We start from the raw sequence: 24,105 nt of genomic DNA, 5'->3' as shown, positions 1-24,105 counted from the left end.
AAACGCCGCCCGGAGGCGGCGCTTTGCAGCAACTACTTCTTACTTCTTGGCCAGCGCGGCCTTGTCGGCCTTGGTGACCACCACCTTGTCGGCATTCTCGATCTGGCGGGTGATGAACCACTGCTGCAGGATGGACAGCGTGTTGTTCACCACGTAGTACAGCACGAGGCCAGCCGGGAAGAAGAAGAACAGCACGCTGAACACCAGCGGCATGATTTTCATCATCTTCGCCTGCATCGGGTCCGGCGGCGGCGGCGACAGGCTTTGCTGGATGAACATGGTGATGGTCATCAGCACCGGCAGCACAAAGTACGGGTCTTTGGCCGACAGGTCATGAATCCACAATGCCCACGGTGCCTGGCGCAGTTCGACCGCGGCAATCAGCGCCCAGTACAGCGCCATGAATACGGGGATCTGCACCAGCATCGGCAAGCAACCGCCCAGCGGGTTGACCTTCTCGGTCTTGTACATCTCCATCACTGCTTGCTGGAATTTCATGCGGTCTTCGCCATGACGCTCTTTCAGCTGTTCCATGCGCGGTGCCAGCTTGCGCATCTTGGCCATCGAGCGGTAGCTGGTGGAAGCCAGCGGGAAAAACACCAGCTTGATCAGCAAGGTCAGCAGGATGATCGCCCAGCCCCAGTTGGACACGATGTGCGCATGGATGAAATCGAGCACCGCGAACAGGGGTTTGGCAAAGATGGTGAAGATGCCGTAGTCCTTGATCAGGTCGAAGCCCGGTGCCACCGCATGCAGGATGCGGGTTTGCTGCGGGCCAACGAACAATTCGACACTGTTTTCATACTTGGCGCCCGGCGCAATCTTCGGCAGGCTTACCGAGATACCGGCCGAATACAGCCCGGTATCCAGGCGGCGTACTTCGTAATCACATGCCTGCGCACCGCAAATGGCGGGCTTGCCTTCCGGCGAGGCGATCCACGCGCTGGCGAAGTAGTGCTGGATCATTGCAACCCAGCCATCCTTGCCCGAACGCGGGTAGGCCGCATCGTTCTTGTCCAGATCCTTGAAGGCGATCTTCTTGAACTTGCTTTCATCGGTGTACACGGCCGGGCCGGTAAAGGCATTGGTGCCGCCAAAGCCGCTATGCTGGCCAACCGGTTCCTTGCCATCGCGCAGCAGGCGGTAGTAGGCCGATGCGGTCAGCGGCTGCGCGCTGCCGTTGACGATTTCGTACTTCACATCCACCACGTACTGATCACGCTTGAAGGTGTAGATCTTGGCAACCTTCACACCGGCCGGGCTGGTGGCTTCCAGGCGCACGTCCAGCGCGTTCTGGCCATCGGCCAGCTGATATTGCGTTTGCGCGGCGGTGAACACCGTCTTGTGCGAGGGCAGGCCCGGCACGTTGTCGGCACGGATGCCGGTTTGCGCCACGTAGATATGGTCACCGCTATCTTGCAGCAGCGTGAACGGCTTGTCCGGCTGTGCCGCCGGCTTGCCGCCGAACAGCGCCTTGAAGCTGTCCAGCGCGCCTGTATCCACCACTTCACCATGCTTGAGCAGCTTCACGCTGCGCAGGTCGGCGCCGTTGACGTCGATCTCGGCGTCCAGCAAATCCGTTTTCACGTGGATACGCTGGCCGTGCACCAGTGCACCAGCTTCTGCAGCCGCAGCCTGGCTACCGGCGGCGGCAGTGCCGTTGGCGCTCCCACTGGCAGAGCCGCTTGCAGTACTGCTGGCAGCCGGCGGGGTTTTCGGCTGCGGATAGTACTTGTCCATCACCTGTTGCCACAGGAACAGGATGCTGAACGAGATCGCAATAAAAACTATGAGACGCTTGATGTCCATGTATGGGCTCGAAGAATCGGGAGTCAGGGGACAGGGTCGTGACCGCAACCACCCCAGGGGTGGCACCGGCAGAGACGGCGAATTGTAAGCCACCCACCCCGTACCGCGCCATATTTGCCTAAGGCTTCAATGGCATAGTGCGAGCAGGACGGCGTAAAGCGGCAACGCGGCCCCAGCAGCGGGCTGATGGCCAGCTGGTAGAACCGCAGCAATGCAATCAGGACGGCGCGCATCGGCGGGCCGCCCGCTTCATCAGCGCAAGCAGGATTTCGCGGTTTTGCATGGCCGCAGCGCGGCCGTAACGCTCGCGCACGCGCACGACGAAATCAAAACCGCCGAACTCGGCAGCATGCAGGCGAAATGCTTCACGCGCGCTACGCTTGAGGTAATTGCGGACAACCGCCCGCTTGTCGGTTCGTTTGCCGACAACCAGGCCCAAGCGCGCATGCGCCAAGCCATTGGGGCGTGCCAGAACCTGGAAAGGCCCCTGGCTGCTGCTGACGCGCAAACTAAAAACGGATGAAAATTCATCCGTTTTTAGCAGGCGCAACGCCCGCGGAAATGCATAGCGGAGAGCGCCCATCGCGGGCGTTCGCGTCGTGATTACGCGGACAGTGTCGCGCGGCCCTTGGAGCGGCGTGCGTTCAGCACTGCACGGCCGCCTTTGGTGGCCATACGTGCGCGAAAGCCGTGGGTACGCTTACGACGGATAACGGAAGGCTGGAAAGTACGCTTCATGATGGATTCCTGACCAGAACTAAAGCAAGTAAACCACTGATTACACAACCAAAGAAACGCCGTGTCAATCTAAATCTGAATTATCGACCACCCATCAGTCCGGGCCGGGGCTGTGGATAAGTCGGCCCGGTACGGGTAGAATCCACCCTCATCCCACAACAACGTCAGCGTTTTGCAGCCCCGACCGCTTGCCCAGCAAGCCGCCGGTAGGGATTCTTTTTCCCGCAAAAACCCTGACTGAAACGCGATCCACACCACATGCCGCTACTGGAAAACTGCTGGTCACACTGCCTGGGCGAGCTTGAAAGGCGCTTGGGCGCGGACCAATTCCGCATCTGGATCAAGCCCTTGGTTGCAGAAACGGCCGACGACGGCCTCAACCTGATCGTGCCCAACCAGATCTTCCTGCAGTTCATCCGTGACCGCTACCTGGGCCTGATCGAAGAAGCTGCTGCCAGCTTCGGCCACGAACCCGCGCCGGCCATTGCGCTTAAAGTGAGCAACCACACCCGCAAGGCCCCGCCGCCGCCCAGTGCGCAGGCACCGCAAACACGCAGCAGCAGCCAGGATGCCGGCCCGGTAGTGCAATCGTCCGCCCCGGTGATGCCCAGCATCGTTACCGCCGGTGCCAACCACGAAACCACGCGCCTCAACCCCAACTTCACCTTCGAATCACTGGTAACCGGTAAAGCCAACCAACTGGCGCGCGCCGCCGCGCAGCAAGTGGCAGAGCACCCGGGCGTGAGTTACAACCCGCTGTTTGTATATGGTGGCGTGGGCCTTGGTAAAACGCACTTGATCCAGGCGATTGGTAATTTTGTACATCAGCGCAATCCCAAGGCGAAGATCCGCTACATCCACGCCGAGAAATACGTGGCCGACGTGGTGCGCGCCTACCAGCACAAGGCGTTTGACGAATTCAAGCGCTACTACCATTCGCTGGATCTATTGCTGATCGACGACATCCAGTTCTTCGTGGGCAAGGACAAGACGCAGGAAGAGTTTTTCTACCTGTTCAATACGCTGGTGGAAAGCCACAAGCAGATCGTACTGACGTCTGACCGCATTCCGCGCGAGATCGACGGCCTGCAAGAGCGGCTGACCTCGCGCTTCTCGTGGGGCCTCACGGTCGCCATCGAGCCGCCAGAGCTGGAAATGCGCGTGGCCATCTTGCTGAACAAGGCCGAGCGCGAGAACTTCAAGCTCGATGCCAACGTGGCGTTCTTCATTGCCAAGCACATCCGCAGCAACGTGCGCGAGCTGGAAGGCGCGCTGAAGCGCGTGCTGGCCTACGCGCGCTTCACCAATCAGGTGATCACGCTGGAAGCGGCCAAAGAGGCATTGAAAGACATCCTGGCATCCGGCAACCGGCAGATCTCGGTAGAAAACATCCAGAAGACGGTGGCGGATTTCTACAAGATCAAGGTGGCGGACATGCACTCGAAGAAGCGCACGCGGGATATTGCCCGCCCGCGCCAGATTGCCATGACGCTGACCAAAGAGCTGACGCAAATGAGCCTGCCCGCCATTGGCGATGCGTTTGGCGGCCGCGACCACACCACGGTGCTGTATGCGTGCCAGACCATAGAAGGCTTCCGCCAGAGCGATGCGGAAATTGCCCACCAGTACGGCGTGCTGCTGCAGATGTTGCGGAGCTGACAGCATACGGCGGCCAAGCCGCTGGCAGCGGGCAAGCGCAACGGCGCGCAAACCCTTGCCAGCCCAGCATGGGCGCCATATGGATCATGCTGCTGGCAGCGCCCATGCCGTCAGCTTGAAGCTGACGTCAGAGCAATGCCACAGCAGCGTAATGTAGTCTCGATAGCCCCTGCCTAATCAGGTAGAATTCAGCCGTTTAACTTCTTTCTGCGGATTCATCGACATGCAACTGCTGCAAGCCGAACGCGATGCACTTCTGAAGCCGCTCGCCACCGTCACCGGTATTGTCGAGCGCCGGCACACGCTGCCGATCCTCTCCAATGTGCTGATCCAGAAAAATGGCGGCCAGCTGAGCTTTACCGGTACCGATCTGGAAATCCAGATTGCCAGCCAGCAAACCGAAGGGTTCTCTGGCAGCGATTTTGCGATCACCGTATCCGCCAAGAAGTTTTCCGACATTTTGCGTGCCATCCCGGACAAAACCGTGGTGACACTGGAAGAGGCCGATAGCCGCCTGACCGTAAAGGCCGGCAAAAGCCGCTTCAACCTGCAAACCCTGCCTGCTGCAGACTTCCCCACGCTGGCAGTGGATACCAACCTGAAAGCCACCGTGCGCCTGTCGCAAGGCCAGCTGAAAGCGCTGCTGGGCCGCGTGCAATATGCCATGGCCCACCAGGACATCCGCTACTACCTGAACGGCCTGTTCCTCGTTACCGAAGGCAACCACCTGAAGCTGGTGGCCACCGACGGCCACCGCCTGGCGTTTGCATCGGCCGAGCTGGAAACCAGCTTCGACAAGAACGAAGTGATCTTGCCGCGCAAGACCATCCTGGAGCTATTCAAGCTGCTGCAGGAAGTGGACGACGAAGTCGCCATCGAGATTGCCGGCAACCAAGTGAAGTTTACCTTCGGCAATGTGGTGATCCACTCCAAGGTGGTGGATGGCAAGTTCCCCGATTACAACCGCGTGATTCCGCAGAACAACGACAAACTGCTGCTGATCGAGCGCACCACGCTGCTGGCATCCCTGCAGCGCGCGGCCATTCTTTCCAACGAGAAATTCCGCGGCGTGCGCCTGGTGCTGACCGACGGCGTGCTGAAAATCCTGTGCAACAACAACGAACAGGAAGAAGCGCAGGAAGAAGTGGAAGTCGATTACGCCGGCGCCCCGCTGGATATCGGCTTCAATATCCAGTACCTGCTGGACGTACTGACCAATAGCTCGGTCGAAAACCTGCACTTCGCCTTTGGCGACGTGAATTCTTCGGTCTTGGTGTCGATTCCGGATAACGAGAACTTCAAATACATCGTGATGCCGATGCGTATCTAAGCAGCCTCATCACGTCAGGCCTGGGCACACCAGGCCTTTTTGCATTTTCAGAGTACCCAGCAATGAGCGATCAGAACACCCCGCAACAACCCGCCAACCCGCAGGAATACGGTGCGGACAGCATCCGCATCCTGAAAGGGCTGGAAGCCGTACGCAAGCGCCCTGGCATGTATATCGGCGATACGCAGGACGGCACAGGCTTGCACCACATGGTGTTCGAAGTGCTGGATAACGCAATCGATGAAGCACTGGCCGGCCATTGCGACACCATCAAGGTGATCATCCACGCGGATAACTCCGTCAGCGTGGAAGACAACGGCCGCGGCATCCCCACCGCCATCAAGGAAGACGACGAATTCAAGCGCTCTGCCGCGGAAATCGTCATGACCGAACTGCATGCCGGCGGCAAGTTCGACCAGAACAGCTACAAGGTATCCGGCGGTTTGCACGGCGTGGGCGTATCGGTGGTGAACGCGCTGAGCGACTGGCTGCGCCTGACCATCCGCCGTGATGGCAAAGTGCACAGCATGGAGTTCCGCCAAGGCGTGGCGGTAGAGCCGCTGAAAGCCATCGGCAACAGCGACAAGCGCGGTACCGAGGTGCACTTTTTTGCCTCGATTGAAACCTTTGGCCTGATCGAATTCCACTTCGACATCCTGGCCAAGCGCATCCGCGAGCTTTCTTTCCTGAACAATGGCGTGAACATTGCGCTGATCGACCGCCGCCATGGCAAGGAAGAAAACTTCAACTACACCGGCGGCGTGAGCGGCTTTGTGGAGTACATGAACCGTAGCAAGACCGTACTGCACCCGCATATCTTCCATACCGTGGGCGAAAAAGACGGCATGACGGTGGAAGTGGCCATGCAGTGGAACGATTCCTACCAGGAATCCGTGCAGTGCTTTACCAACAACATCCCCCAGCGCGACGGCGGCAGCCACCTGACCGCGCTGCGCCAGGTAATGACGCGCACGCTGAACAACTACATTGAAGCCGGCGACTTTGCCAAAAAAGCCAAGGTGGAAACCACCGGCGACGACATGCGCGAAGGCCTGACCTGCGTGCTGAGCGTAAAGCTGCCAGACCCCAAGTTCAGCTCGCAAACCAAGGACAAACTGGTTTCCAGCGAAATTGGCCCGATCGTGAACGAAGTGATCAACAAGGCGCTGACCGAGTTCCTGCAAGAGCAGCCGATCGACGCCAAGATCATCTGTGGCAAGATCGTGGAAGCCGCCCGCGCGCGGGAAGCCGCCCGCAAGGCGCGCGAAATCACCCGCCGCAAGGGCGTGCTGGATGGCCTGGGCCTGCCCGGCAAGCTGGCGGACTGCCAGGAAAAAGACCCGGCGCTATCCGAAATCTACCTGGTGGAGGGTGACTCTGCCGGTGGCTCTGCCAAGCAGGGCCGTGATCGCAAATTCCAGGCCATCTTGCCGCTGCGCGGCAAGGTGCTGAACGTGGAACGCGCGCGGTTCGACAAGCTGATTTCATCCGAACAGATCACCACGCTGATCACCGCGCTGGGTTGCGGCATCGGCAAGGATGATTTCAACATCGAAAAACTGCGCTACCACCGCATCATCATCATGACCGATGCCGACGTGGATGGCAGCCACATCCGCACGTTGCTGCTGACCTTCTTCTACCGCCAGCTGCCAGAGCTGGTGGAACGCGGCTACATCTACATTGCCCAGCCGCCCCTGTTCAAGGTAACCCAGCGCAAGCAGGAAACCTACCTGAAAGACGAGCAGGAAATGAAGCAGTACCTGCTGAAGAGCGCCCTGAACGGCGCCGCGCTGCTGCCGGGCGCCGGCAAGCCCGCCATCGAATCCGATGCGCTGGATGCACTGGCGCGCCAGTACTTCGTGACTGAAGCCATCATCGAGCGCAACGGCCGCTTTATCGACCCGCTGGTGCTGAATGCGCTGCTGCGCCTGGACGCCCCGCTGGACCTGAGCAGCGAAGAAACTACCCGCGACAGCGCCGCCCGCCTGACCGCCGTGGTGGCAGACCCGATCTATACCTTTGAAAGCAACGGCAGCGGCGAAGGCCACGCCATCAAGATCACCCGCAGCCAGCACGGCGTAACGCATATCCAGCATATCGACGACGCCTTTGTACGCTCTGGCGACTACGCCCAGCTGATCAACACCGCCAAACTGCTGGTGGGCCTGATCGAGCCGGATGCGCAAATCAAGCGCGGCGAACAGGTGCAGGGCGTGAAGCACTTCAAGGAAGCGCTGGATTGGCTGCTGAACGAAGTACGCCGCAGCATCAGCATTCAGCGCTATAAAGGCCTGGGTGAAATGAACGCCGAACAGCTATGGGAAACCACCATGGACGTAACCGTGCGCCGCCTGCTGAAGGTAAACATCGACGACGCGATTACCGCGGATGAGATCTTTACCACGCTGATGGGTGACCAGGTGGAACCGCGTAGGCACTTCATTGAGCAGAATGCGTTGATTGCTCGGAATATTGATGCTTGAGGTTGTAGGATCCGATTGAAGTCTGGATTTTTCCCAAATCTCTAGATTTTTGAGATTCGTTTTGAGGCCTCCCCCTTGCGGGAGGCCTTTTATTTTTTGGCCTCACCAAATCAAACAGCTTCACAACTCAAGGCGACACAGGACAGCCATCGTATATTCCTATGCAACTAGGGTCGCCAGCGTAGCTAATTCTGAGTAAACTTCAAGACACGTAAGCTTTTGATAGGAAATCTTGGTGCCTTTCTGACGAAACATATGAAGACATCTACGCAGTCAAAAACTTGCAGTTCAATTTTTAGCACTGCTTTAGGCCAGCACTAATGCCGTACTAGGGATGAGATAGATTGCTACTGCAGTAAAGATAACTTCCATTGATAATCCGCCAAGGCCAGAAAATGGCGCCACCACCTGAATCCCAAGAAACCCCATCAACCGCAGGACCGATGAGAGAAGGCACAAGAAGCCGACTCTCAGAGCACCTGGCCAGAAACGAGGCGTCCGCATTAATAAGTCTGCTAGGGGCCTCAACCGTTGATTTACTCCGCAAACAAGGCCCCGAGGCAACCACCTCGGAGGGGTTGGCCTACTTTATCGAGAGCGTGCATGGCAAGCTCGGCGCATTAAGAACAAAGGAGATCAGGAACCTCTTATTGTCCAAGCTAGAAAAATCAGAAGCTATCGAGCTTTGCCAAATGCTTCAACTGCCTGTGATAACGGCTCTACAAACACTGCGTAGCATTGACTTCGACGCTGTGCCCGGCAACTTGGGGCCCTTGGGAAGATGGTATGGTGTGGTGAATGACGATTGCGGGGCACCGCTTCAGGTGTCCGAGGGCTCCCATAAAGCGGTTGCCACCCACAAGCTCAGCTCACGCCAACTTCACGCATTTCGAGAGCTGCGACGAGCCATCTCCCGCACGCCTTGCTCCGTTCTACTGCACATGCCGTTCGGTGCCGGAAAGCTTCGGCTCGTAGCCACCGCAGTGATAGATTTCTACCGTTCGGAAGCAGATGATAGATCGGTTATCTGGCTGGCTCCAGGTGCAGCCATGTGTGAAGAAGCTTTTAGTGAGTTGAAGGAGGTGTGGCAACAATTGGGTTCGCGCGACATAACCATCCTTCAACTCTATGGCAACCACCCAACACGCGACCTAGACCAACTAGGTGGGGCGATAGCAGTCGTCGACATCCTCCAACTTAGCCAAGAGAGTCCCGCGCTCGAAACCCTCGGATCCATCACATCGGTGGTTGTCTTGGCAGACGCGGAAAATATCGCTCACCCTGCAGGGGCCAATATCATTAGAAAAATGTCGGTAAGTGGCACATTGAGCGTTGTAGGAATATTGGCCACATCTGGCGCAGCCATTCCTCCAGGACCTGCCCGGGACTCTTTAAAGGGTGCATTTCTAGGCGGGTACATATCGGTCTCGGAGGAGAACGAACTACAGCAGCTTCGCAAGGCGGGCAACTTCGCTGACATCGAAACCACAGTCGTACCCCTTACGACGTCATCAGTCTTAAGTACCTCCACAAACATCCTGCCCCCAGCCATCAGCGACGACTCGCTGGATTTCGATCAGATGTATGTGAATGAGCTCGCGACCCACGTTGAACGCAATCAGAGCCTCTTGGAAATCTTGAAGAAGGAATCTACAGGCAGGGGGCGAATTGTCTATTACGCGACAACAGCGGCAAATGCGAGGCTGTTCGCCGGCCTCCTACCGGTTCTAGGCGTGAAGGCAAGGTCCGTTACCGCAGAGGAATCCCCAGAAGAACGCACGCTTGCCCTTCAGAAATTTGTGGCTAGAGATGACGAGCGGATTTTGTGCGTGCATGGATTCCTGCTCTCAGGTGACTCGGTTCCCAATATTTCCGTATGTGTGATGGCGTCACCCAGCAAATCTCGAGCGGTGTTCCTTTCCACAATCGGGCGGCTTGTCCAAGCCCGTGATCCCAATCTTCCAACTCTCAGACTCATTGTGGCATCCGACTCACAAGCCGATACCGGCTGGGTGACGTCAATAAACACATGGTCGACGCTGGATATGTAGGAGACCCCATGTCTTTTCCCGTCATTCCCCAAAATCTGTCCATCTCAGCGATGCGGAGCTCAGGTTATCGAGATACCGCGCACGCGCTAGCTGAGCTTATTGACAACGCCATTCAAGCAGGAGAAGACTCCGAAATTCGCACAGAGATCGAGGTCATCTGCCTTGACGAAACTTCGGCCGAAGGACGACGCCAAACATCTCGGATCGCAGTCTACGACAACGCCTGCGGCATGGACCCTGACTTACTCAGAAAAGCCCTTCAGTTCGGTAACGGCTCGCGCCTCGATAAAGCTCACCACAGGGGAATTGGTAAGTTTGGTATGGGTTTACCAAACTCCTCAATCTCTCAATGCAAAAGAGTGGATGTCTGGACATGGCGAGAAGGATTAGTTCATCACGCGTATTTGGATGTGCAAGAAATCCAAGACGGCAAGATGGCAGATGTTCCCGAGCCACAGCCCTCTGAGATTCCCTCAGAGTGGATGTCATTGATCGCCGGCAATATCCAAGAGCACGGTACATTGGTCGTTTGGAGCAAACTAGACCGTATCTCTTGGAAGCAAAGTACGACTTTATTACGGCATACCGAGTTCATTAGCGGACGTGTTTACCGGCACTTCATCAATGAAAAAACTGTACGAATTCGGCTTGCCGCCTATGAGAACAGAACCAGAGCAGCCGTGTACGAAAGCTTTGTTCGGCCTAATGATCCTCTCTATTTAATGCCAGGAACAAATGCTCCCGAACCCTTTAATCAGGAGCCGGCCTTCGTGCCCTTCGGGCAACCTCTGATTCTACACGTTGCTTGCGGCGGTGTAGAACATCCCGTGACCATCATTGCGTCAATCTGCAAGCCAGAGGCTCGGCTCCTTGGAGGGGGAAAAGCAATTGGCCAGCACGCACAAAAGAATCAAGGCATTTCGGTCGTAAGATCAAGACGAGAGTTGGAACTCAACCACAGCTTCACTATCTCTTATGACACACGCGAGAGATGGTGGGGGATTGAGGTGCAATTTGATCCAGGCCTAGATGATGTTTTTGGTGTCACCAACAACAAGCAGTTTGCAACAGGATTCACACGTCTGAGTATGGAGGAAGACGCGGAAGCAGAGGGTCTCAAACTGAAGGATTATCACGAAAGACTCCAGGCAGATCATGACCCACGGCTCGCCATGTATCGCATCAGTCGCGAGATCGAGAAGCTACTGGACTCCATGCGGGCGCAAGTGAAAAAGATGCGAGAGGGTGGACGCAATCAGGCCGCGACGGAGAGAACCGAGAGCGAGGCTGAACAAGCAGCCACAGACTCAGTGGCAAGACGCAGAGAGCGGGTTGGAGATACGGGGAGAAGTGACAAAGATGAACATGCACCTGCCAGTGAACGCACATCAGCACTGACGGCCGGGATCGTTCAAGACGGGGTGGGGGAGGACAAAGCCCAAGCTCTTGCCGTGAACTATGTTACGAAGAAAATCAAATTCCGTTTTAGACACGCCGATGTATCTGGTTTCAATGTCTTTGATGTATCTACTACCGGGGGCGTCATCTTAGTCACCCTGAACACTCGCCACCCAGTGCACGCACGCATCTTCGAAGCCCTTCAAGGGGAGGAAGGGCCGGAAGCTCACTATGCCAGGCAAGTCTTGTCACTTGTTGCAGCGTGGGCCCGAATGGAGGATGAAGCACCGAGCGACAAACAACGGAGAACCCTTGAAGAAATCCGTTTTGATTGGGGTCGAATGGCCATGGACTTCTTTGAGGTCGAAAACTAACAGTGAGCGGACGCGACGCAATCCGCGGATTCGCGGTACAAACTCTCATCTGTCTCCTTGACTCACTGTGGGCAGGCAAACAATGGATAACCGTAACGCTTGAGCCGGCCTCTCAGAATGATAAGGTGGACATCAAATGGGAGTACGCCGATGGTTCAACTTGCGCTCAGCAGGTGAAATCTTCCAAGAACCAGATTGGAAAAGGTGATGTGGTCGCTTGGTGCAAAGAGCTCAAGGAATCGCATGCGGCAGACAAATACCAACTGATGCTAGCGGGGCCGATTGCTGCTGCCGTTTTAGATGACTCTCCCTTCGATGACGTTGAGGTGCCCACCCCCACGTCAGTGGACACATTAGCTCTGCTCGACCAAGCCATTACGAAAGTGGATCGTTACCTGACCGCACAGTCCATCGCCCCAATTCCTCTCCCCCTGCGCGAGTCGTTGGTTTACGAACTCGTAGCTCGCATGCTGCAAGCCTCGATACACGGAAAGTGTATGTCTCGCGCGGAATTCGATGGATGGTTGCTCAGTGGGATCACGGCGGCATATCCACATGCGGTCAGCCAGCGCTTAACCGCGAACTGTGAGGTTCTCTGGAGTGTGTTAGAAATAGCAGCGCCGGTACGGGCCTCGGACCGAGCCTTCGAGTTAATACTTCCCCTCACGGTCATTAACGGCGGTGCGTCAACAGCGGTTGTGGAAATGTTTCTACTGCGTGTGTGGTCTACCACAAGAGAAATGCGCTACCGCCCCGACTCTATCGTTCCCGAAAGGGCAGAAAAGGAATATGACACACGACTTAGGCTCGGGAGGCCATTCGGAGATTTCGCAATTCCCCCTCAATCCTCAGTCGAACAAGTTGTGATGTTCGCTCCAATTCAACAGCCAGGGTATGAGGTGGGGGAGTGGCAGTTGGGTGATTATCAAATCGAGCTGTTCGTGAAGTACGCCGCCCATAGCGCGCTCCGTTCAGTTAAGAAGACAACTATCACCATCAGAGAAAACGAGTTCTCCGTGCTGACGTCAAATCAGACCCGGTTCATCACTGTTTCCAACTTGGACGAATATTTGAAACTACTCTGAACTATTTTTATAGTCCTGCAATAGGGATCGTTACTTTGATCTACAAAATGCACATCGCCAATACCATCGGAGTAGGTATCAGGAAAGCGCGTTAGAAATCACGACCAACAAACCGGGCGCAAAGCCACTATTGAGTTCGTAGGTAATTGGCCGCCAAATTTAATGGCTAATCAGGGTCTGGTTTTCCCACAAGTCTGCGCGCCCCGACTACGACATCGAAGCTACAGTGGCCGTTGTAGCTACTACCAAAATTATTAGGAGAGAGCGAATGGCCAAGAAATGGCAGTCGAGCCCTCACACGATCGCTGACATCCGAGAGTGGAACGAGAATGGAACTTTGCTTCTGCAGCCAGACTATCAGCGACGTGAGGTCTGGGGCGATGCTGCGCGCGTGATGCTGATCGACAGCATCCTCAATGAAATTCCGATGCCTAAAATCTTCGTGTCCAAGGCCATCAAGGACATGAGGACATATCGCAGCGTGATCGATGGCCAGCAGCGGATCACGACGATCCTCTCCTTCTTGAATGACGCTTTCCAATTGGAGGCGCCATACTGCGGACCTCATGAAGGCAGGTACTTCGCGACGCTACCAGAGGGAGTCCGCGACGACTTCTTGCTGTATTCGATTGATTTCAATGAGGCCTCCGGTCTGTCGCCCGAGGAGTTACGGGAGGTCTACTCCCGCGTCAACAAGTACTTGGTGCCGCTCAATAGGCAAGAACTACGCAAGGCAGATTTTCCCGGCGAGTTCTTGAAAATCTCTGAGGAACTGGCCAACCTAGATGCGCTCGATGACATGGGTCTTTTCAATGCCACGGCGCGGCGACGTTCCCTTGACGTTGAATACGTGAGCGAGTTGTTGGCTGCGCAGCTTCGGGGCATCAGTGACAAGAAGGATGCCATTGACGAGTGCTGCCGGGACTACGCAGTTTGGCCACTGGCGGAGTCCACTGCTGCGCGCGCTGAGTTTGAGGGGGCCATCTCAGACATTTCGAAGATCTTCGACTCGACTTACCCGATGAAAAAGACCCGCTGGAAGCAGAAGGCGGACTTCTACTCGTTCTTCTGCGCCGTCCTTACCCTCCGACGATCCGGGCTAGCCTTACCAACAGACTTGAGCTTCTTGCGGCAAGACTTGACGCTATTGGACAGCCGCATTGCTCCCACATCGGAAGTGTCGATCCTCAGTAAATACGCGGTCTATTGTGTTTCCCAAGCGAACTCGTCATCGAGCCGGAATTGGCGCATGGCATTCATCAGGGCGATCTTGCGAGGCACGTATGCTGGCTCTATCCACGAGCGGGAACAACGCAACATCCTCTCAGAGACCGCAAGTGACATTCGGTTCGCGATCGATCCGAATTTCAATGGCGACGGATGCCCCCCTGCGAAAGGCTTCGTTTGCGAAGGATGCGGGAGATACGACGAGGGAGAAACGAGCCTAGGCCGGTCGATCCTTTACTGGCCAGCAGGAAGCTCAGTATTCCAGCTTTCGAATGCGAAGTGGGCGCATTCCGCGTGCAAAGACGACCTGAATGCCGTGACCATCATCGAAGGAACGGAGATACCGGGCGTTATCGAAGACGACTACGAGCACGACGATGAAGAAATCGATGGCGACGAATAAGTCGATAAAGGCCCAGCCATGAGCCAAATCGAACTCTTTAGGAATCCCAGCAGCGGCTACACGATCGATGACCGCATCACAGGAGATGATGGCAAGGTTTACATCGTCGGCGAGCGTATCGCGGCGGGAGGCAATGCCGTCGTTCATGAGTGCAATGAGAGGCTCTCAGGAGACAGTTACGCAGTGAAGTTTCAACTTGAGTTGCGGCAGCGTCGCCGTGAGCGGTTCCAGCGCGAGGTCGAGCTGCTTCGCGGCTTCGATGACCCGCACATCATTCGATTTGTCGCCACCGGCGTTGCCTCAGGGCCGAGGATGGAGCGGACCATGCGGCGCGGCCGGGTCGTGTCGCAGCGACATGGCGAGGTCGAAGACGTGCCCTTCGTCATCCTCATGAAGGCATCCGAAGACTTGGGCAAGCACGCCAAGACTCCTCATAAAATTCCGCCTGCGACCTACCTCGCACAGTTCCTCGGTCTCTCCAAGGCGTTGGTGAAAATCAACGAGAAGGCTCTGCACCGAGACATCAAGCCCGAGAACATTTTGGTTGTTGGCAATGCGTGGGCAATCAGTGACTTTGGCCTGTGCGATCTGCATGAGGGAGGACCTGACCTATCACGCATGGACGAGAGGATCGGCCCTGCGCAGTGGATGTCGCCTGAGGCGTTCAACAAGAATTTAGGCTGCTCAGATGCGATCGGCCAAACATCGGATGTTTTCCAGTTGGCTTCCGTTTTCTGGTATGCCACGAGTGGCAGGCATCCAACTGGCATCGTCCGCGATACAGACTGGCGAGGTCCTGCGGAGCTCTATCCCGTCATGGAAAGGGCGCTGTTGCACAACAACCTGAACCGTTATCGGACCAGTGCAGAATTCAATGCCGCGCTGGAGGCAGCGATCATCAGATAGCGTGTCTACTTGTGGCAAACGGCGCAGGAGCCATTGCCTTCGTCCACACCGTAAACATCATCAATATCCTCGGGAGAGGACTTAACGGGCCGTAGCGGATTAATAGGGATCGCCTTGCGCATCCGGACTCGACGGATCTCGTATTCGGACTCGATCTCCGCGACACGCTCCGGCTTCTCCATATCAGAGAGCGACTCGCCCTTAGACCAAGTAAAGGGTGAGCCGTGCTCCAAAGCATCCTTCTCCAAAGCCTTGGCAGCCTCGTAGGCTTCTGGATGCCTCTCTCTAAGACGCACCCATTCGATTTTTTGCTGGAAAAAACAGAAGGTGCAACCGCTACGTGAGCGCCACTCGTAATATTTCGGGTAGCCGACTCCGGAGTTTTCCAAGATATCGATGACGCCAGCTTTGTCGATGCCAGCCTCGCGGAAGGGCAGCTTAACAAACAGGTTTTCAGCCTTAGCTGCATAACCTTCGCGGTAATCCTCATCGGCTCGAATGGCAACATATGAGGTGACCGTGTCGCCGGCAGCCAGCATAGGTCTAACCCACTCCTCGAATGGCGCTAGCTTCAACTGCCGGGTACACCAACGCGAATTAGGATTGGGTAAGAAATGATTGTACTGACGCAACCAGAAGTTGAAAGTCCGTTTGGGATTGAGCCGAGCGATCGTTTTTCCAAGGAAGCCTTCCAGCTTCCCAAGGAACTCCTCAACCTCGGGAAGCTCCTCACCGGTGTCGGTAAAGAAGTATTCGATGTCTAGCTCAGGGTGGCGGTCGCGCATGTAGACAGCCAGTGCGGCACTGTCTTTCCCACCGGAGATACCGAGAACGTGCCGCTCAGTCATCTGTAGCCTCCTTATCGATAGACGCTAACTTCATCCCCACCTTGGCCAGGATCGCTAGTAGGACTTCTGTTTCTAACCCTTCAGCATCCAGCATTGAAGCGATCTGGTCGGCTTTGGTCTCCACCATCTCATGGTAGCGATCAGATATCGCGAACGACCGCGAAATTGTCTTTGTATCCGCCCCTGCTCCGATGACAACGGCAATAGCTTCACTGTGTGCTTGACGCCCCTGAACCGCCACGAATGCTTCTGCCTCGCGGAAACGCCGAGCGAATTTGGCTAGCTCCAAAATTGCAGCGTTAATGTGGCGGTCGACCCAATCTCGTGGCGGCTTTTCAGCCGCCAAACTCAGAATGCCCTCAAGTGAAGCCCTGCTGCCGTCGAAGTTGGCCAAGCGTGTCGCAAATGCATCAAGGCGTAGATCACCCGAAATACCCGATACGGATTTAGCTCGCTCACGCAGAGCAGCAAGATCATCACGACTTGTATCGAGTGCTTCGAACATCTTGGCCTCGACTTCGGCCAGCATCTTGTCATAGGCACCTGCAAGCTCTTGCAGCGGCGCACGCAAGGCCTTGACGTAGGCCTTGCCATTGGGAACATTCAACAATGAAGCCAAATCTACAAACAAAACCTTGTGGGGGTCGCTGGCCTTTAACAGCAGGTCACGTATGTCCTTGGCTGTTTGTCCCAGCCGAGCAGTCCTTCGCGACCACTCCGGCAGATTGAACACCATCGCCACTAGCCCACGAGCAGCCTCAAGGGGGTCTGCCGCTTCGGTTTTCTCTCCGACTTCGGCCAAGAGCTTGGAGATACCTTGAAGGATGTGGCTCTTATCTTCATCAATCGTGACCCAGCGCAATGAGAAGCGACGGGGATCCTGCAAGCACTCGTCAATGTCGAAATCGGTGAGCCTCGGAATAAACATGCCGTCCTTGTAAACGGCGACGTTGGCCTTATGAGCCAACAAAAAAGCAGCAAAGACGACAGGTTGCACCCCCAGCTTTACACCGAAAGGCGGCAGGCTCCACAGCGCGTAGATCTCATTTGCTCCAATCCGAGCATTGGCATTCGAAAACAGGGATCTCGTCGCATTCCATAGATCTTCAAATCCTGCCGCAGAACCGTCGCCTGGCGGCGTGAAACGCCATGCACCAGAGGCGCCTTTACGATACAAACCCGTACTGTTCAGCAAAGTCTCGTAAAGTCCACGTTCAGCGGGAAATCCCTCGAAGCCCAGTACCTCCTGACCCTCAGCATTAATCATTGCATGCAGCAACTCACGTCGAGCTTTTACGCTGTTGCTCGACACGCTATCTCGGTTTACCAACTCGCTCCAAATGGGTGGCGAACTAATGAACAACTCACTTGCAAGGCGTGAGGCAATTGGAGAGAGCTTTGAGCCCTGCACAACAATCTCATCCGATCCATCCTGCCACTGTGCCTGCGATGCCGCAGTTTGGAGTTGATACTCCAAATTGGTTCGAGTGGCGACCAGTCGCGCATGTACTTCGCGCCGGGCCACAGAATCTCCGGTAATTTCGTGACTGTCTTTTACTTGCTCCAAAGCGACCAGCTCAGCAGAAAGCTCGGCGATGCGAGCATGATTGGAAGGAATGCCAACTATCACTGGCCATGGGCGAAGTTTGGAGCAAGCCCGAGCGCGCAGCTGCGATGCCTGCTGACTCTCTCCTTTGCCAGGCAATGCAAGGATGAACGCACCAAACTCGCCGTTCTTGGGCTGGAACTTGGCTGCGATCTTCTCCGCCTCCTCGATACTGCATAGCGAGAGTTCCATCCAACGCATGGTGCCAGTCTGATGGTAATGCCGTTTGGCTACCACAGGATGCAGGCTCATAAGCTGGGCTAGACGGCCATAATCGATACCCGAAGATGCAGCCATAGCTTGTGTAATAGCCGCATCAATATTGAAATCGCTGCCCTCAAATACCGACCAGGCGCCGGTATAGCTCTTGTAGAGAACAACTTTCAGCGAGCGCAGTTTTTGAAGTGCGGCATCGAGCTCTTCTCTCTCTTGATCAAGGAAGAGCGAGCCAAGAACGAAGGCATCGGCGGCCAAGCCTGATCCGTTGCGGAACAGGTCAATGACTGCGATGTTCTTAATAAGCGCCACCAAAAGTGAGTCGCCGGTTTTGGCCTCTGCGCGCTCGACCGCTTCAACTGCTTGGGACCAGCGATGCCCATCGGCAGAAGCAAGAATTGCCGGTTCCAGGTTCGAACGCAGGTAGTCCCAATAGTCACTCGGGCGGTACCAACTTGCTTCACTCTTAAGCGTCGAATTCAAATATGAGTGGAAGCCATGAGGCTCCACCGAAGACAAGAACCCAAACGTGCTACGCTCGTTCTGCCCGAACTGCCGCTTGGAGATTGGCCCTAACAGGGCAGCCATGGCCGGATGCAATGGCCAGCAAGCCTCCAATGCCGTGGCAAAGTTTGTCCCGACAGCAGGCCGGCGAGACCGGATTGCATCCGCGATGATCTTGGATGCGTCTCGCATCTCAAGCGGGCGCTCGTCCGTTTCGATTGCGCGGCCAATCAGTTCGACAACTTCATCGCTTGCGGCCACGAAGGGCAAGTCGGCATAACGCCCTTGCACCTTTGCCCAATCGTCACGAGTATCGATACCCAAGCGGGCCGAATACTGCGCGAAAGACTGATGTAGCACGCCAATGACCACAAGCCGTCCTTCAGAACGCGCTGCGGCTTCGGCCAGCTCTTGGAAGAAATAGACATCATCTCCCAAGCCAAGGGCCGAGGCCTCCAAGAATTTGCCCATCTCATCAATCAACACTAGCACGCCGTCATGTGGGCGGCTCTTGGCCTGCTCAAGCAATTCAGCGATGAGACGTTGCGCACTGAGCTCTTTAGAGTTATCGATCGCCTTGCCCTGCGCACGACATAATGCGGCAGAGAGTTCAGTAACGACGCTACTTCGGCGCCCCACCGTCGGGACGATCAACCAGCCCGTCTGGACCGGGAAAGCGGTATCAAAAGTTGACTTGGAATCCAGTCGCAGGACTTGGCGGGCCTTCGCGCGAAGGTCTTCGTCGGGATGCAACGCGCTCGCCAAGCCGATCGCGAGCGAGCTCTTGCCACCGCCAAACGGGCCGGTCCATGTGAAGCAACGCTGATTGGTGTTCGCAAGTTGATTGCATAGGCCATCGATCACGGCAGTCGCAGTACCATGACAAATGTAGCCGGATAAGGCATCCGCCCGGCCTATGTCGGCATCAATGCGGATAGAGCGCTGATATTGGCGCGAAATCTGGACAACGTCTGCCAGCGTCTGTTGCTTCTGGTCAGTCATATGCGTGCCTAATCAAATTCTTAATGTCTTCCTTGGACAGCTCTTTGCGATGGACTTGGCGAAGACCACCCGAATCAGTCCACTCAAGTTTCCGGCCAGTGAAATCCGAAAGGGCAATCAGTTTTTGAGCAATCGATTCCTCGTCGAGCTTAAACACGCGCCCCGGAGAGCCTTCTTCATAAGCAATCGTTTCAAACGCAAGCGAGCTTTGCCCTGAAGCAAAACGGTTCCAGAAATCAATAAGCGCGTAGGCGAAAACACCTTCATGCAACGATGACTTGGGTCCCCGGCGAAAAGCATAGTGACCCTTGTAAACCTCTTGAAGTAAGCCGAGTTCTCCCAAGAGAGGCTCGGCGAAATCTTCCGGGGATCCTCCGGCCATACGCGGCGCATAGCTTCGAATGCATACTTCCAAGTCTCTGGAAATCGTCATTTTCGACAAACGATGCTTGGGGTCCAGCTTCCAAGCATAATCATTCAGCGTATCTTCCAGGTCTGCGCGAGAGAACATGGGGGCTGATACGTGATTGAACAGCCAATACCACGTCGTGGACCGAATGCATCGACCCGCTAGCTGCCAATGCACGAGCCACGCGGTCGCTGGGTTTTCTGCGTAAGGATCCAATCCATCATCTCGCAAGATCTCGGCAGCTAGCTCGTTTACTTGGAACCCATCCGAGCCATCTTCCTCAAGAATTCCGCAGGCCAAAGCCCAATGTTTCATGGAAGCAACCATGTTCTTGCCAACACCGAACTTGGCAATGGCATCAGCGTCCGCAAAGGCAGTTTTGAGGATTTTCCCGCTAGGATCGGCGCGATTAAAGACCTTTTTCAGCCAGATCTGACGAAGTGGGAAGGTCTCGTGTCCTGAGAAGTGGGCAGGAACCCCTGAGCGTACTTGGGTAGTCATAGCATGATTATAAGGCCAATCTCCCAACTGGTGGCATTCACCAGTTAGTGGTTACCATCAGCCCTGGTTTAGCCTCTTATGTTTGAAAGGAATACAAGAAATGCTCACAACACATTGATTGAAAACAAAAATTTCAATCTCAAAAGCCCACTTAAACAACTGCGTGAACTTTGAACGCTGCGCCTCAATGCCATTGAGCTTGCTCTAAATAGGCGCTACGGCTTAGTGAGCGTAACGACATTGGCCCTGCGAGCGCCTAGCGTCACTCGTCACTGCCGCGCTCGGCAAGATAGCAAACGCATTTCTCTTACCTGCTGGCTACCGAGGTAGTTTTCGATGGGAGAACTGACCTAGATCCCAAGTTGCGTCATTTGGCCGGTTTCGCCTTAGATCTGCTTCAGCCTTAGAGTACGGGGAGTAAGGGCCATCTGATTGGAATCAATGCCACGGTAACAGGTGATGAAATCCTATGCTGCATGCGTGCGAATCGGCGCTACTTGAGGGTAAAGCGCTTTTGCAGAGGCAGCAGTTACTTGGACGTCGATTGCGTGTAGCTGCTAACTAACAGGTCACTTAACCACTGATCTAGAAAAAGATTTAGCCCATCTGCCGTAGCTTGGTTAGTCACCGAGTGATCATCAGGTTGTACGCGGCGGTAGCCGAAACCATCTTGGTACGCAGCAGCTAGCGCGGTATGACTTGCGAAATCCACTGTCAGAATCATAGTAACGCCCGGTCGTTCCCCTACCGGTCCGCCCGCGCTGCGCACCACCAGTTGCCCTTTGTTTGCTTGGGTAAACAGGAGCTCCACACTAAACGCCGTTCCACTAGGTGCAACCAAATTACGGGGTGCACGCATCTCTGCCAGATCAGGAATCAACCGGCGCAGCTTGCTATAAATCCCGAACTTGATCATGACCTTTCCCTCGTGAAGGAGCGTTCATCTATCTTGGCTCAAATACTACCAAATTGGTAGTATGCAGCAAAGCATAACGCCGGACGATCTTGTTCTTCAAGTTCCGAAGAACACTATGTCCACATTGAGCAAAAGACTCAGGGAAGCGCGGTTGCGTGCAAAGCTATCGCAGGAGCAGCTTGGGATCAGGATCGGAATTGACCCGGCGTCTGCCAGTGCGCGGATGAATCGCTACGAGCTGGGCAAGCGGGTGCCTGACTTGGAGCTGGTGGAGAAGCTGGCGGCAGAGCTTGGGCTGCCGGCGGCGTATTTTTATGCGGTGGGTGATGATGAGGCAGAGTTGCTGCAGCAGTTTCACCGGCTGAATGCGGAAGGCAAAAGACAGCTGTTGGGACTTGCTGCTGACCTTGGCTGATCCAAGGCCAGCACGCGAACACCGATCATTCAAGTATGGCGGCGGGTGCCCTGAGCGTAGCCCCGGCCCCTCTCAATACAACATCCCCCGCAGCGCCCCACAAAACTCCTTCGGCTTTTCCAGCATCATCATGTGCCCGGTACCGGGCAGGATGGCGGAGGCGCGGGCGGCTTTTCTGGTCCAGTCCGGCACATCCCAGCCGGCGGCGGATTTTTCGCCGGCCAGCAGCCATACGGGGGTGCGCGTAAGCACCTTGCGGATGTGTTCCAGAAAGGCGGGCTCGGCAGTTTCTTTTACCACCGCCTGGGCCATGGCCTGCACGGTGCTGGCGGGCTGGTTGGCCAGGATGGTTTTGGCCCACTGCAGGCGCTGCTTATCGGCAATGATGCCGCCTTTATCCAGCCAGGCTACCGGGTCGCTCTGGGTTTGCGCGTATTCGGCTGCCCATGTGGCGGCATCCAGCGGGGCGATGCGGCGGCACCAGAAGGCATCGTTCAGCGTAAAGTTGCCCTCCACGCTGATGATGCCTTTCACCAGGTGCGGGTATTGGCTGGCCAGCAACATGGCAATGGCGCCGCCCACGCTGTGGCCCAGCACATAGGCGGGCTGGTTGACTTGCTGCTGCAGGTAGCGGGCCACATGCGCGGCTTGGCCGGCCAGGGTAAGCGGCGTGCTGATGTCGTCGCCCTGGTGGCCGTAGCCCAGCAGCGCGGGCGTGTGCACGGGGATATCGCGCAGCAGCGTGGCGGGTTCAAAGAAATCAATCGGCCCGAGCAGGCCGTGGATCATCACAAGGGGTGTGGTCATCAGGGTCTCCGGTCAATGCGGGGTCAGGCCGCGCCAGCCTTGCTTGGCGGGCGGCGGCATCCACAGCCTGCGGGAGGGCGTTACGCGCTTACCCCGATCCCGGCTACGGCTTGATAAACGTTACGCCATAGCTGAAGTTCTTTGCCACCCCGGCGATCTTCACATTGCTGATCAGCACATTGAGGCGGGTATCGGCCGGGTAGCGGTTCCAGCCGGTGGCGCCGGGGCTGATGGTCCAGCTGAGGGTATTGTCGCCGTAGCCGTTATCCAGCTGGCCTACGCTGGTCAGGGCGATGGCGGTGTTGGTGTCATCAGTCAACGCGACGGTGGCGGCGCTGAAATCCGCACCGGGGTAAGAGAACGACCAGGGCAGCGTGGGCAGGGCCAGGCTGCTGTCTTGCGGTACGTAGCCGGCTGGCGGCCACGGCACGCCGTTGGCCAGCGTGGGGGCCGGGGCCGCTTTGCCGCCAATCACGTATAGCGCGTTGGCACGCGGGGTATCGCCCACGCCCACTTCGCCCAGGCGGGAATACAGCAGCCAGCGGCGGTGCCCCAGCGATGCCACGCCGCCATCGGTAATGTACATACCCATGCCGCCAATGCCGGCGTTCAGCGTGCCGGAGCTCAGGCCCAGGTTGGCGCGGCCGGCGGCTTCTGCGCCGTCTGCGCTGTAACACTTCCAGCTGGCATCCGGCGCGTGGCTGAGCTTGCCGTTGGCATCCATCATCAGCGCGGCTTGCTGCGCCTTGGTGGAGAGCAGCAGCGACAGCGTTACATTGCCCGGCAGCCCGCCCATGGCGCGCAGGTAGTTCAGCAGTTTTACCTCGGCATATTTGTAGCTGAGGGGAGTATCACCGGGGTTGCAGGTGCCGGTGCTGCCCGTCCAGCTGAACGCGGTGGCGCGCAGCGGCAAAAAGGCATCCTGGTAGCGGGCCACCACTTCTGCGCGGCTGGCGGTATTGATGGGGGCGAAGGCTTCGTTGGCGCCCGGTGCGGTGGTGGGTGTGCCGGTAGGCAGGCCCGTTGGCACTGCTGTAGGTATGCCAGTGGGCGCCAGCGTGGGCTTGCTGGTGGGCTGCGGCGTGGGCGCTGCGGTACTGTCGCCCCCGCCCCCGCCACCACATGCGGCCAGGGCCAACAAGGTGGGCACCAGCAGCAGCTGGGTGCATTGCAGGGATAGGCGGCGGGGCAACGGTTGGGCAATGGTCATGGCAACTCCACTAGGGTGGCTGATTATAACCATGCGCTGATGCTGGCCGGCAGGTGGGTGGTGCCGGGTGGCCTGGCCGCAACGGCGATGCCGCTGGCTGGGCGGCGGTAGCAAGATATCGTCGCCGGGTGCACGCAACGGGGGGCCGGCGTGCTGCAGCAACCGCTTGCGCATGTGCCATCCATAGCGGATCTGTGCCGGGCAG

At 56.6% G+C, this 24,105-nt stretch carries 19 protein-coding genes; 9 read left to right on the top strand and 10 right to left on the bottom strand.

Annotated elements, in window-relative coordinates; all coding sequences use genetic code 11:
• Positions 1 to 39: 39 nt before the first annotated feature.
• The 4 genes from yidC to rpmH are packed head-to-tail and all read right to left on the bottom strand — an operon-like array spanning position 40 to position 2,547.
• Entirely contained in the window at positions 40 to 1,809 is a 1,770-nt protein-coding gene (gene yidC / locus IGB42_RS16340; RefSeq protein ID WP_159673611.1) for a membrane protein insertase YidC, read from the bottom strand.
• Positions 1,810 to 1,832: 23 nt separating this feature from the next.
• The gene (gene yidD / locus IGB42_RS16335; protein WP_159673609.1) at positions 1,833 to 2,042 is read right to left on the bottom strand and encodes a membrane protein insertion efficiency factor YidD; all 210 of its coding nucleotides are present in this window, start codon (positions 2,040 to 2,042) and stop codon (positions 1,833 to 1,835) included.
• Positions 2,027 to 2,392 carry a ribonuclease P protein component gene (rnpA, locus tag IGB42_RS16330; protein ID WP_159673607.1) on the bottom strand — a complete coding sequence of 122 codons (366 nt, stop codon included), beginning with the start codon at positions 2,390 to 2,392 and terminating at the stop codon, positions 2,027 to 2,029. The genes yidD and rnpA overlap by 16 nt, the downstream gene beginning before the upstream one ends.
• A 20-nt stretch (positions 2,393 to 2,412) precedes the next feature.
• Positions 2,413 to 2,547 (bottom strand): 50S ribosomal protein L34, encoded by a 135-nt coding sequence (rpmH, locus tag IGB42_RS16325; protein WP_159673605.1) that lies wholly within the window; start codon positions 2,545 to 2,547, stop codon positions 2,413 to 2,415.
• 258 nt (positions 2,548 to 2,805) lie between these two features.
• Between rpmH and dnaA the strand changes: the two genes are divergently transcribed.
• The 8 genes from dnaA to IGB42_RS16285 all read left to right on the top strand — a co-directional run bounded on the left by dnaA (position 2,806) and on the right by IGB42_RS16285 (position 15,466).
• On the top strand, positions 2,806 to 4,206 hold the full coding sequence (gene dnaA / locus IGB42_RS16320) for a chromosomal replication initiator protein DnaA (RefSeq protein WP_159673603.1): 1,401 nt from the start codon (positions 2,806 to 2,808) through the stop codon (positions 4,204 to 4,206).
• A gap of 223 nt (positions 4,207 to 4,429) precedes the next feature.
• A complete protein-coding gene (gene dnaN, locus IGB42_RS16315; protein ID WP_159673601.1) occupies positions 4,430 to 5,536 on the top strand; it encodes a DNA polymerase III subunit beta in 1,107 nt (368 codons plus the stop codon).
• 62 nt (positions 5,537 to 5,598) lie between these two features.
• On the top strand, positions 5,599 to 8,022 hold the full coding sequence (gyrB, locus tag IGB42_RS16310; RefSeq protein WP_159673599.1) for a DNA topoisomerase (ATP-hydrolyzing) subunit B: 2,424 nt from the start codon (positions 5,599 to 5,601) through the stop codon (positions 8,020 to 8,022).
• Positions 8,023 to 8,672: 650 nt separating this feature from the next.
• Positions 8,673 to 10,073, top strand: coding sequence for a DEAD/DEAH box helicase (locus IGB42_RS16305; protein WP_159673596.1), 1,401 nt, complete (start codon positions 8,673 to 8,675; stop codon positions 10,071 to 10,073).
• An 8-nt stretch (positions 10,074 to 10,081) separates the two neighbouring features.
• Positions 10,082 to 11,845 carry an ATP-binding protein gene (locus IGB42_RS16300; RefSeq protein ID WP_159673594.1) on the top strand — a complete coding sequence of 588 codons (1,764 nt, stop codon included), beginning with the start codon at positions 10,082 to 10,084 and terminating at the stop codon, positions 11,843 to 11,845.
• Between the two features lie 125 nt (positions 11,846 to 11,970).
• Positions 11,971 to 12,930 (top strand): hypothetical protein, encoded by a 960-nt coding sequence (locus IGB42_RS16295; RefSeq protein WP_159673591.1) that lies wholly within the window; start codon positions 11,971 to 11,973, stop codon positions 12,928 to 12,930.
• Between the two features lie 268 nt (positions 12,931 to 13,198).
• Positions 13,199 to 14,560 carry a DUF262 domain-containing protein gene (locus tag IGB42_RS16290; RefSeq protein ID WP_159673588.1) on the top strand — a complete coding sequence of 454 codons (1,362 nt, stop codon included), beginning with the start codon at positions 13,199 to 13,201 and terminating at the stop codon, positions 14,558 to 14,560.
• 18 nt (positions 14,561 to 14,578) lie between these two features.
• Positions 14,579 to 15,466 carry a protein kinase gene (locus tag IGB42_RS16285; protein ID WP_159673586.1) on the top strand — a complete coding sequence of 296 codons (888 nt, stop codon included), beginning with the start codon at positions 14,579 to 14,581 and terminating at the stop codon, positions 15,464 to 15,466.
• A 5-nt stretch (positions 15,467 to 15,471) separates the two neighbouring features.
• On the opposite strand, the gene IGB42_RS16280 is transcribed toward IGB42_RS16285, so the two are convergent.
• From IGB42_RS16280 to IGB42_RS16265, 4 genes are all read right to left on the bottom strand, one after another.
• Positions 15,472 to 16,314: a phosphoadenosine phosphosulfate reductase family protein gene (locus IGB42_RS16280; RefSeq protein ID WP_159673583.1), complete on the bottom strand. Its 843-nt coding sequence runs from the start codon at positions 16,312 to 16,314 to the stop codon at positions 15,472 to 15,474.
• On the bottom strand, positions 16,307 to 19,642 hold the full coding sequence (locus tag IGB42_RS16275; protein WP_159673581.1) for an ATP-binding protein: 3,336 nt from the start codon (positions 19,640 to 19,642) through the stop codon (positions 16,307 to 16,309). The genes IGB42_RS16280 and IGB42_RS16275 overlap by 8 nt, the downstream gene beginning before the upstream one ends.
• On the bottom strand, positions 19,635 to 20,552 hold the full coding sequence (locus IGB42_RS16270) for a DUF4007 family protein (protein WP_159673578.1): 918 nt from the start codon (positions 20,550 to 20,552) through the stop codon (positions 19,635 to 19,637). Before IGB42_RS16270 ends, IGB42_RS16275 begins: the two co-directional genes overlap by 8 nt.
• 529 nt (positions 20,553 to 21,081) lie before the next feature.
• On the bottom strand, positions 21,082 to 21,468 hold the full coding sequence (locus IGB42_RS16265) for a hypothetical protein (RefSeq protein WP_159673575.1): 387 nt from the start codon (positions 21,466 to 21,468) through the stop codon (positions 21,082 to 21,084).
• A gap of 115 nt (positions 21,469 to 21,583) precedes the next feature.
• On the opposite strand from IGB42_RS16265, the gene IGB42_RS16260 reads away from it, so the two are divergent.
• Positions 21,584 to 21,883, top strand: a complete 300-nt coding sequence (locus tag IGB42_RS16260; protein ID WP_159673573.1) for a helix-turn-helix domain-containing protein — start codon at positions 21,584 to 21,586, stop codon at positions 21,881 to 21,883.
• A 72-nt stretch (positions 21,884 to 21,955) separates the two neighbouring features.
• On the opposite strand, the gene IGB42_RS16255 is transcribed toward IGB42_RS16260, so the two are convergent.
• Together IGB42_RS16255 and IGB42_RS16250 are read right to left on the bottom strand one after the other, a co-directional pair.
• The gene (locus IGB42_RS16255) at positions 21,956 to 22,690 is read right to left on the bottom strand and encodes an alpha/beta fold hydrolase (protein ID WP_159673570.1); all 735 of its coding nucleotides are present in this window, start codon (positions 22,688 to 22,690) and stop codon (positions 21,956 to 21,958) included.
• 103 nt (positions 22,691 to 22,793) lie between these two features.
• Positions 22,794 to 23,900 (bottom strand): CAP domain-containing protein, encoded by a 1,107-nt coding sequence (locus tag IGB42_RS16250; protein ID WP_159673567.1) that lies wholly within the window; start codon positions 23,898 to 23,900, stop codon positions 22,794 to 22,796.
• Positions 23,901 to 24,105 lie beyond the last annotated feature (205 nt).

Source organism: Andreprevotia sp. IGB-42 (assembly GCF_009848685.1).
Taxonomy (GTDB): Bacteria; Pseudomonadota; Gammaproteobacteria; order Burkholderiales; family Chitinibacteraceae; genus Andreprevotia.
Note: the sequence above shows the minus strand (reverse complement) of the source record. Positions and strands in the feature narration are given on the sequence as shown.

Bases quoted from the DNA above. Each gene is read 5' to 3' on its own strand.
- yidC (WP_159673611.1), bottom strand. From the start codon at position 1,809: ATGGACATCAAGCGTCTCATAGTTTTTATTGCGATCTCGTTCAGCATC.
- yidD (WP_159673609.1), bottom strand. From the start codon at position 2,042: ATGCGCGCCGTCCTGATTGCATTGCTGCGGTTCTACCAGCTGGCCATC.
- rnpA (WP_159673607.1), bottom strand. From the start codon at position 2,392: ATGGGCGCTCTCCGCTATGCATTTCCGCGGGCGTTGCGCCTGCTAAAA.
- rpmH (WP_159673605.1), bottom strand. From the start codon at position 2,547: ATGAAGCGTACTTTCCAGCCTTCCGTTATCCGTCGTAAGCGTACCCAC.
- dnaA (WP_159673603.1), top strand. From the start codon at position 2,806: ATGCCGCTACTGGAAAACTGCTGGTCACACTGCCTGGGCGAGCTTGAA.
- dnaN (WP_159673601.1), top strand. From the start codon at position 4,430: ATGCAACTGCTGCAAGCCGAACGCGATGCACTTCTGAAGCCGCTCGCC.
- gyrB (WP_159673599.1), top strand. From the start codon at position 5,599: ATGAGCGATCAGAACACCCCGCAACAACCCGCCAACCCGCAGGAATAC.
- IGB42_RS16300 (WP_159673594.1), top strand. From the start codon at position 10,082: ATGTCTTTTCCCGTCATTCCCCAAAATCTGTCCATCTCAGCGATGCGG.
- IGB42_RS16290 (WP_159673588.1), top strand. From the start codon at position 13,199: ATGGCCAAGAAATGGCAGTCGAGCCCTCACACGATCGCTGACATCCGA.
- IGB42_RS16285 (WP_159673586.1), top strand. From the start codon at position 14,579: ATGAGCCAAATCGAACTCTTTAGGAATCCCAGCAGCGGCTACACGATC.
- IGB42_RS16280 (WP_159673583.1), bottom strand. From the start codon at position 16,314: ATGACTGAGCGGCACGTTCTCGGTATCTCCGGTGGGAAAGACAGTGCC.
- IGB42_RS16275 (WP_159673581.1), bottom strand. From the start codon at position 19,642: ATGACTGACCAGAAGCAACAGACGCTGGCAGACGTTGTCCAGATTTCG.
- IGB42_RS16270 (WP_159673578.1), bottom strand. From the start codon at position 20,552: ATGACTACCCAAGTACGCTCAGGGGTTCCTGCCCACTTCTCAGGACAC.
- IGB42_RS16265 (WP_159673575.1), bottom strand. From the start codon at position 21,468: ATGATCAAGTTCGGGATTTATAGCAAGCTGCGCCGGTTGATTCCTGAT.
- IGB42_RS16260 (WP_159673573.1), top strand. From the start codon at position 21,584: ATGTCCACATTGAGCAAAAGACTCAGGGAAGCGCGGTTGCGTGCAAAG.
- IGB42_RS16255 (WP_159673570.1), bottom strand. From the start codon at position 22,690: ATGACCACACCCCTTGTGATGATCCACGGCCTGCTCGGGCCGATTGAT.
- IGB42_RS16250 (WP_159673567.1), bottom strand. From the start codon at position 23,900: ATGACCATTGCCCAACCGTTGCCCCGCCGCCTATCCCTGCAATGCACC.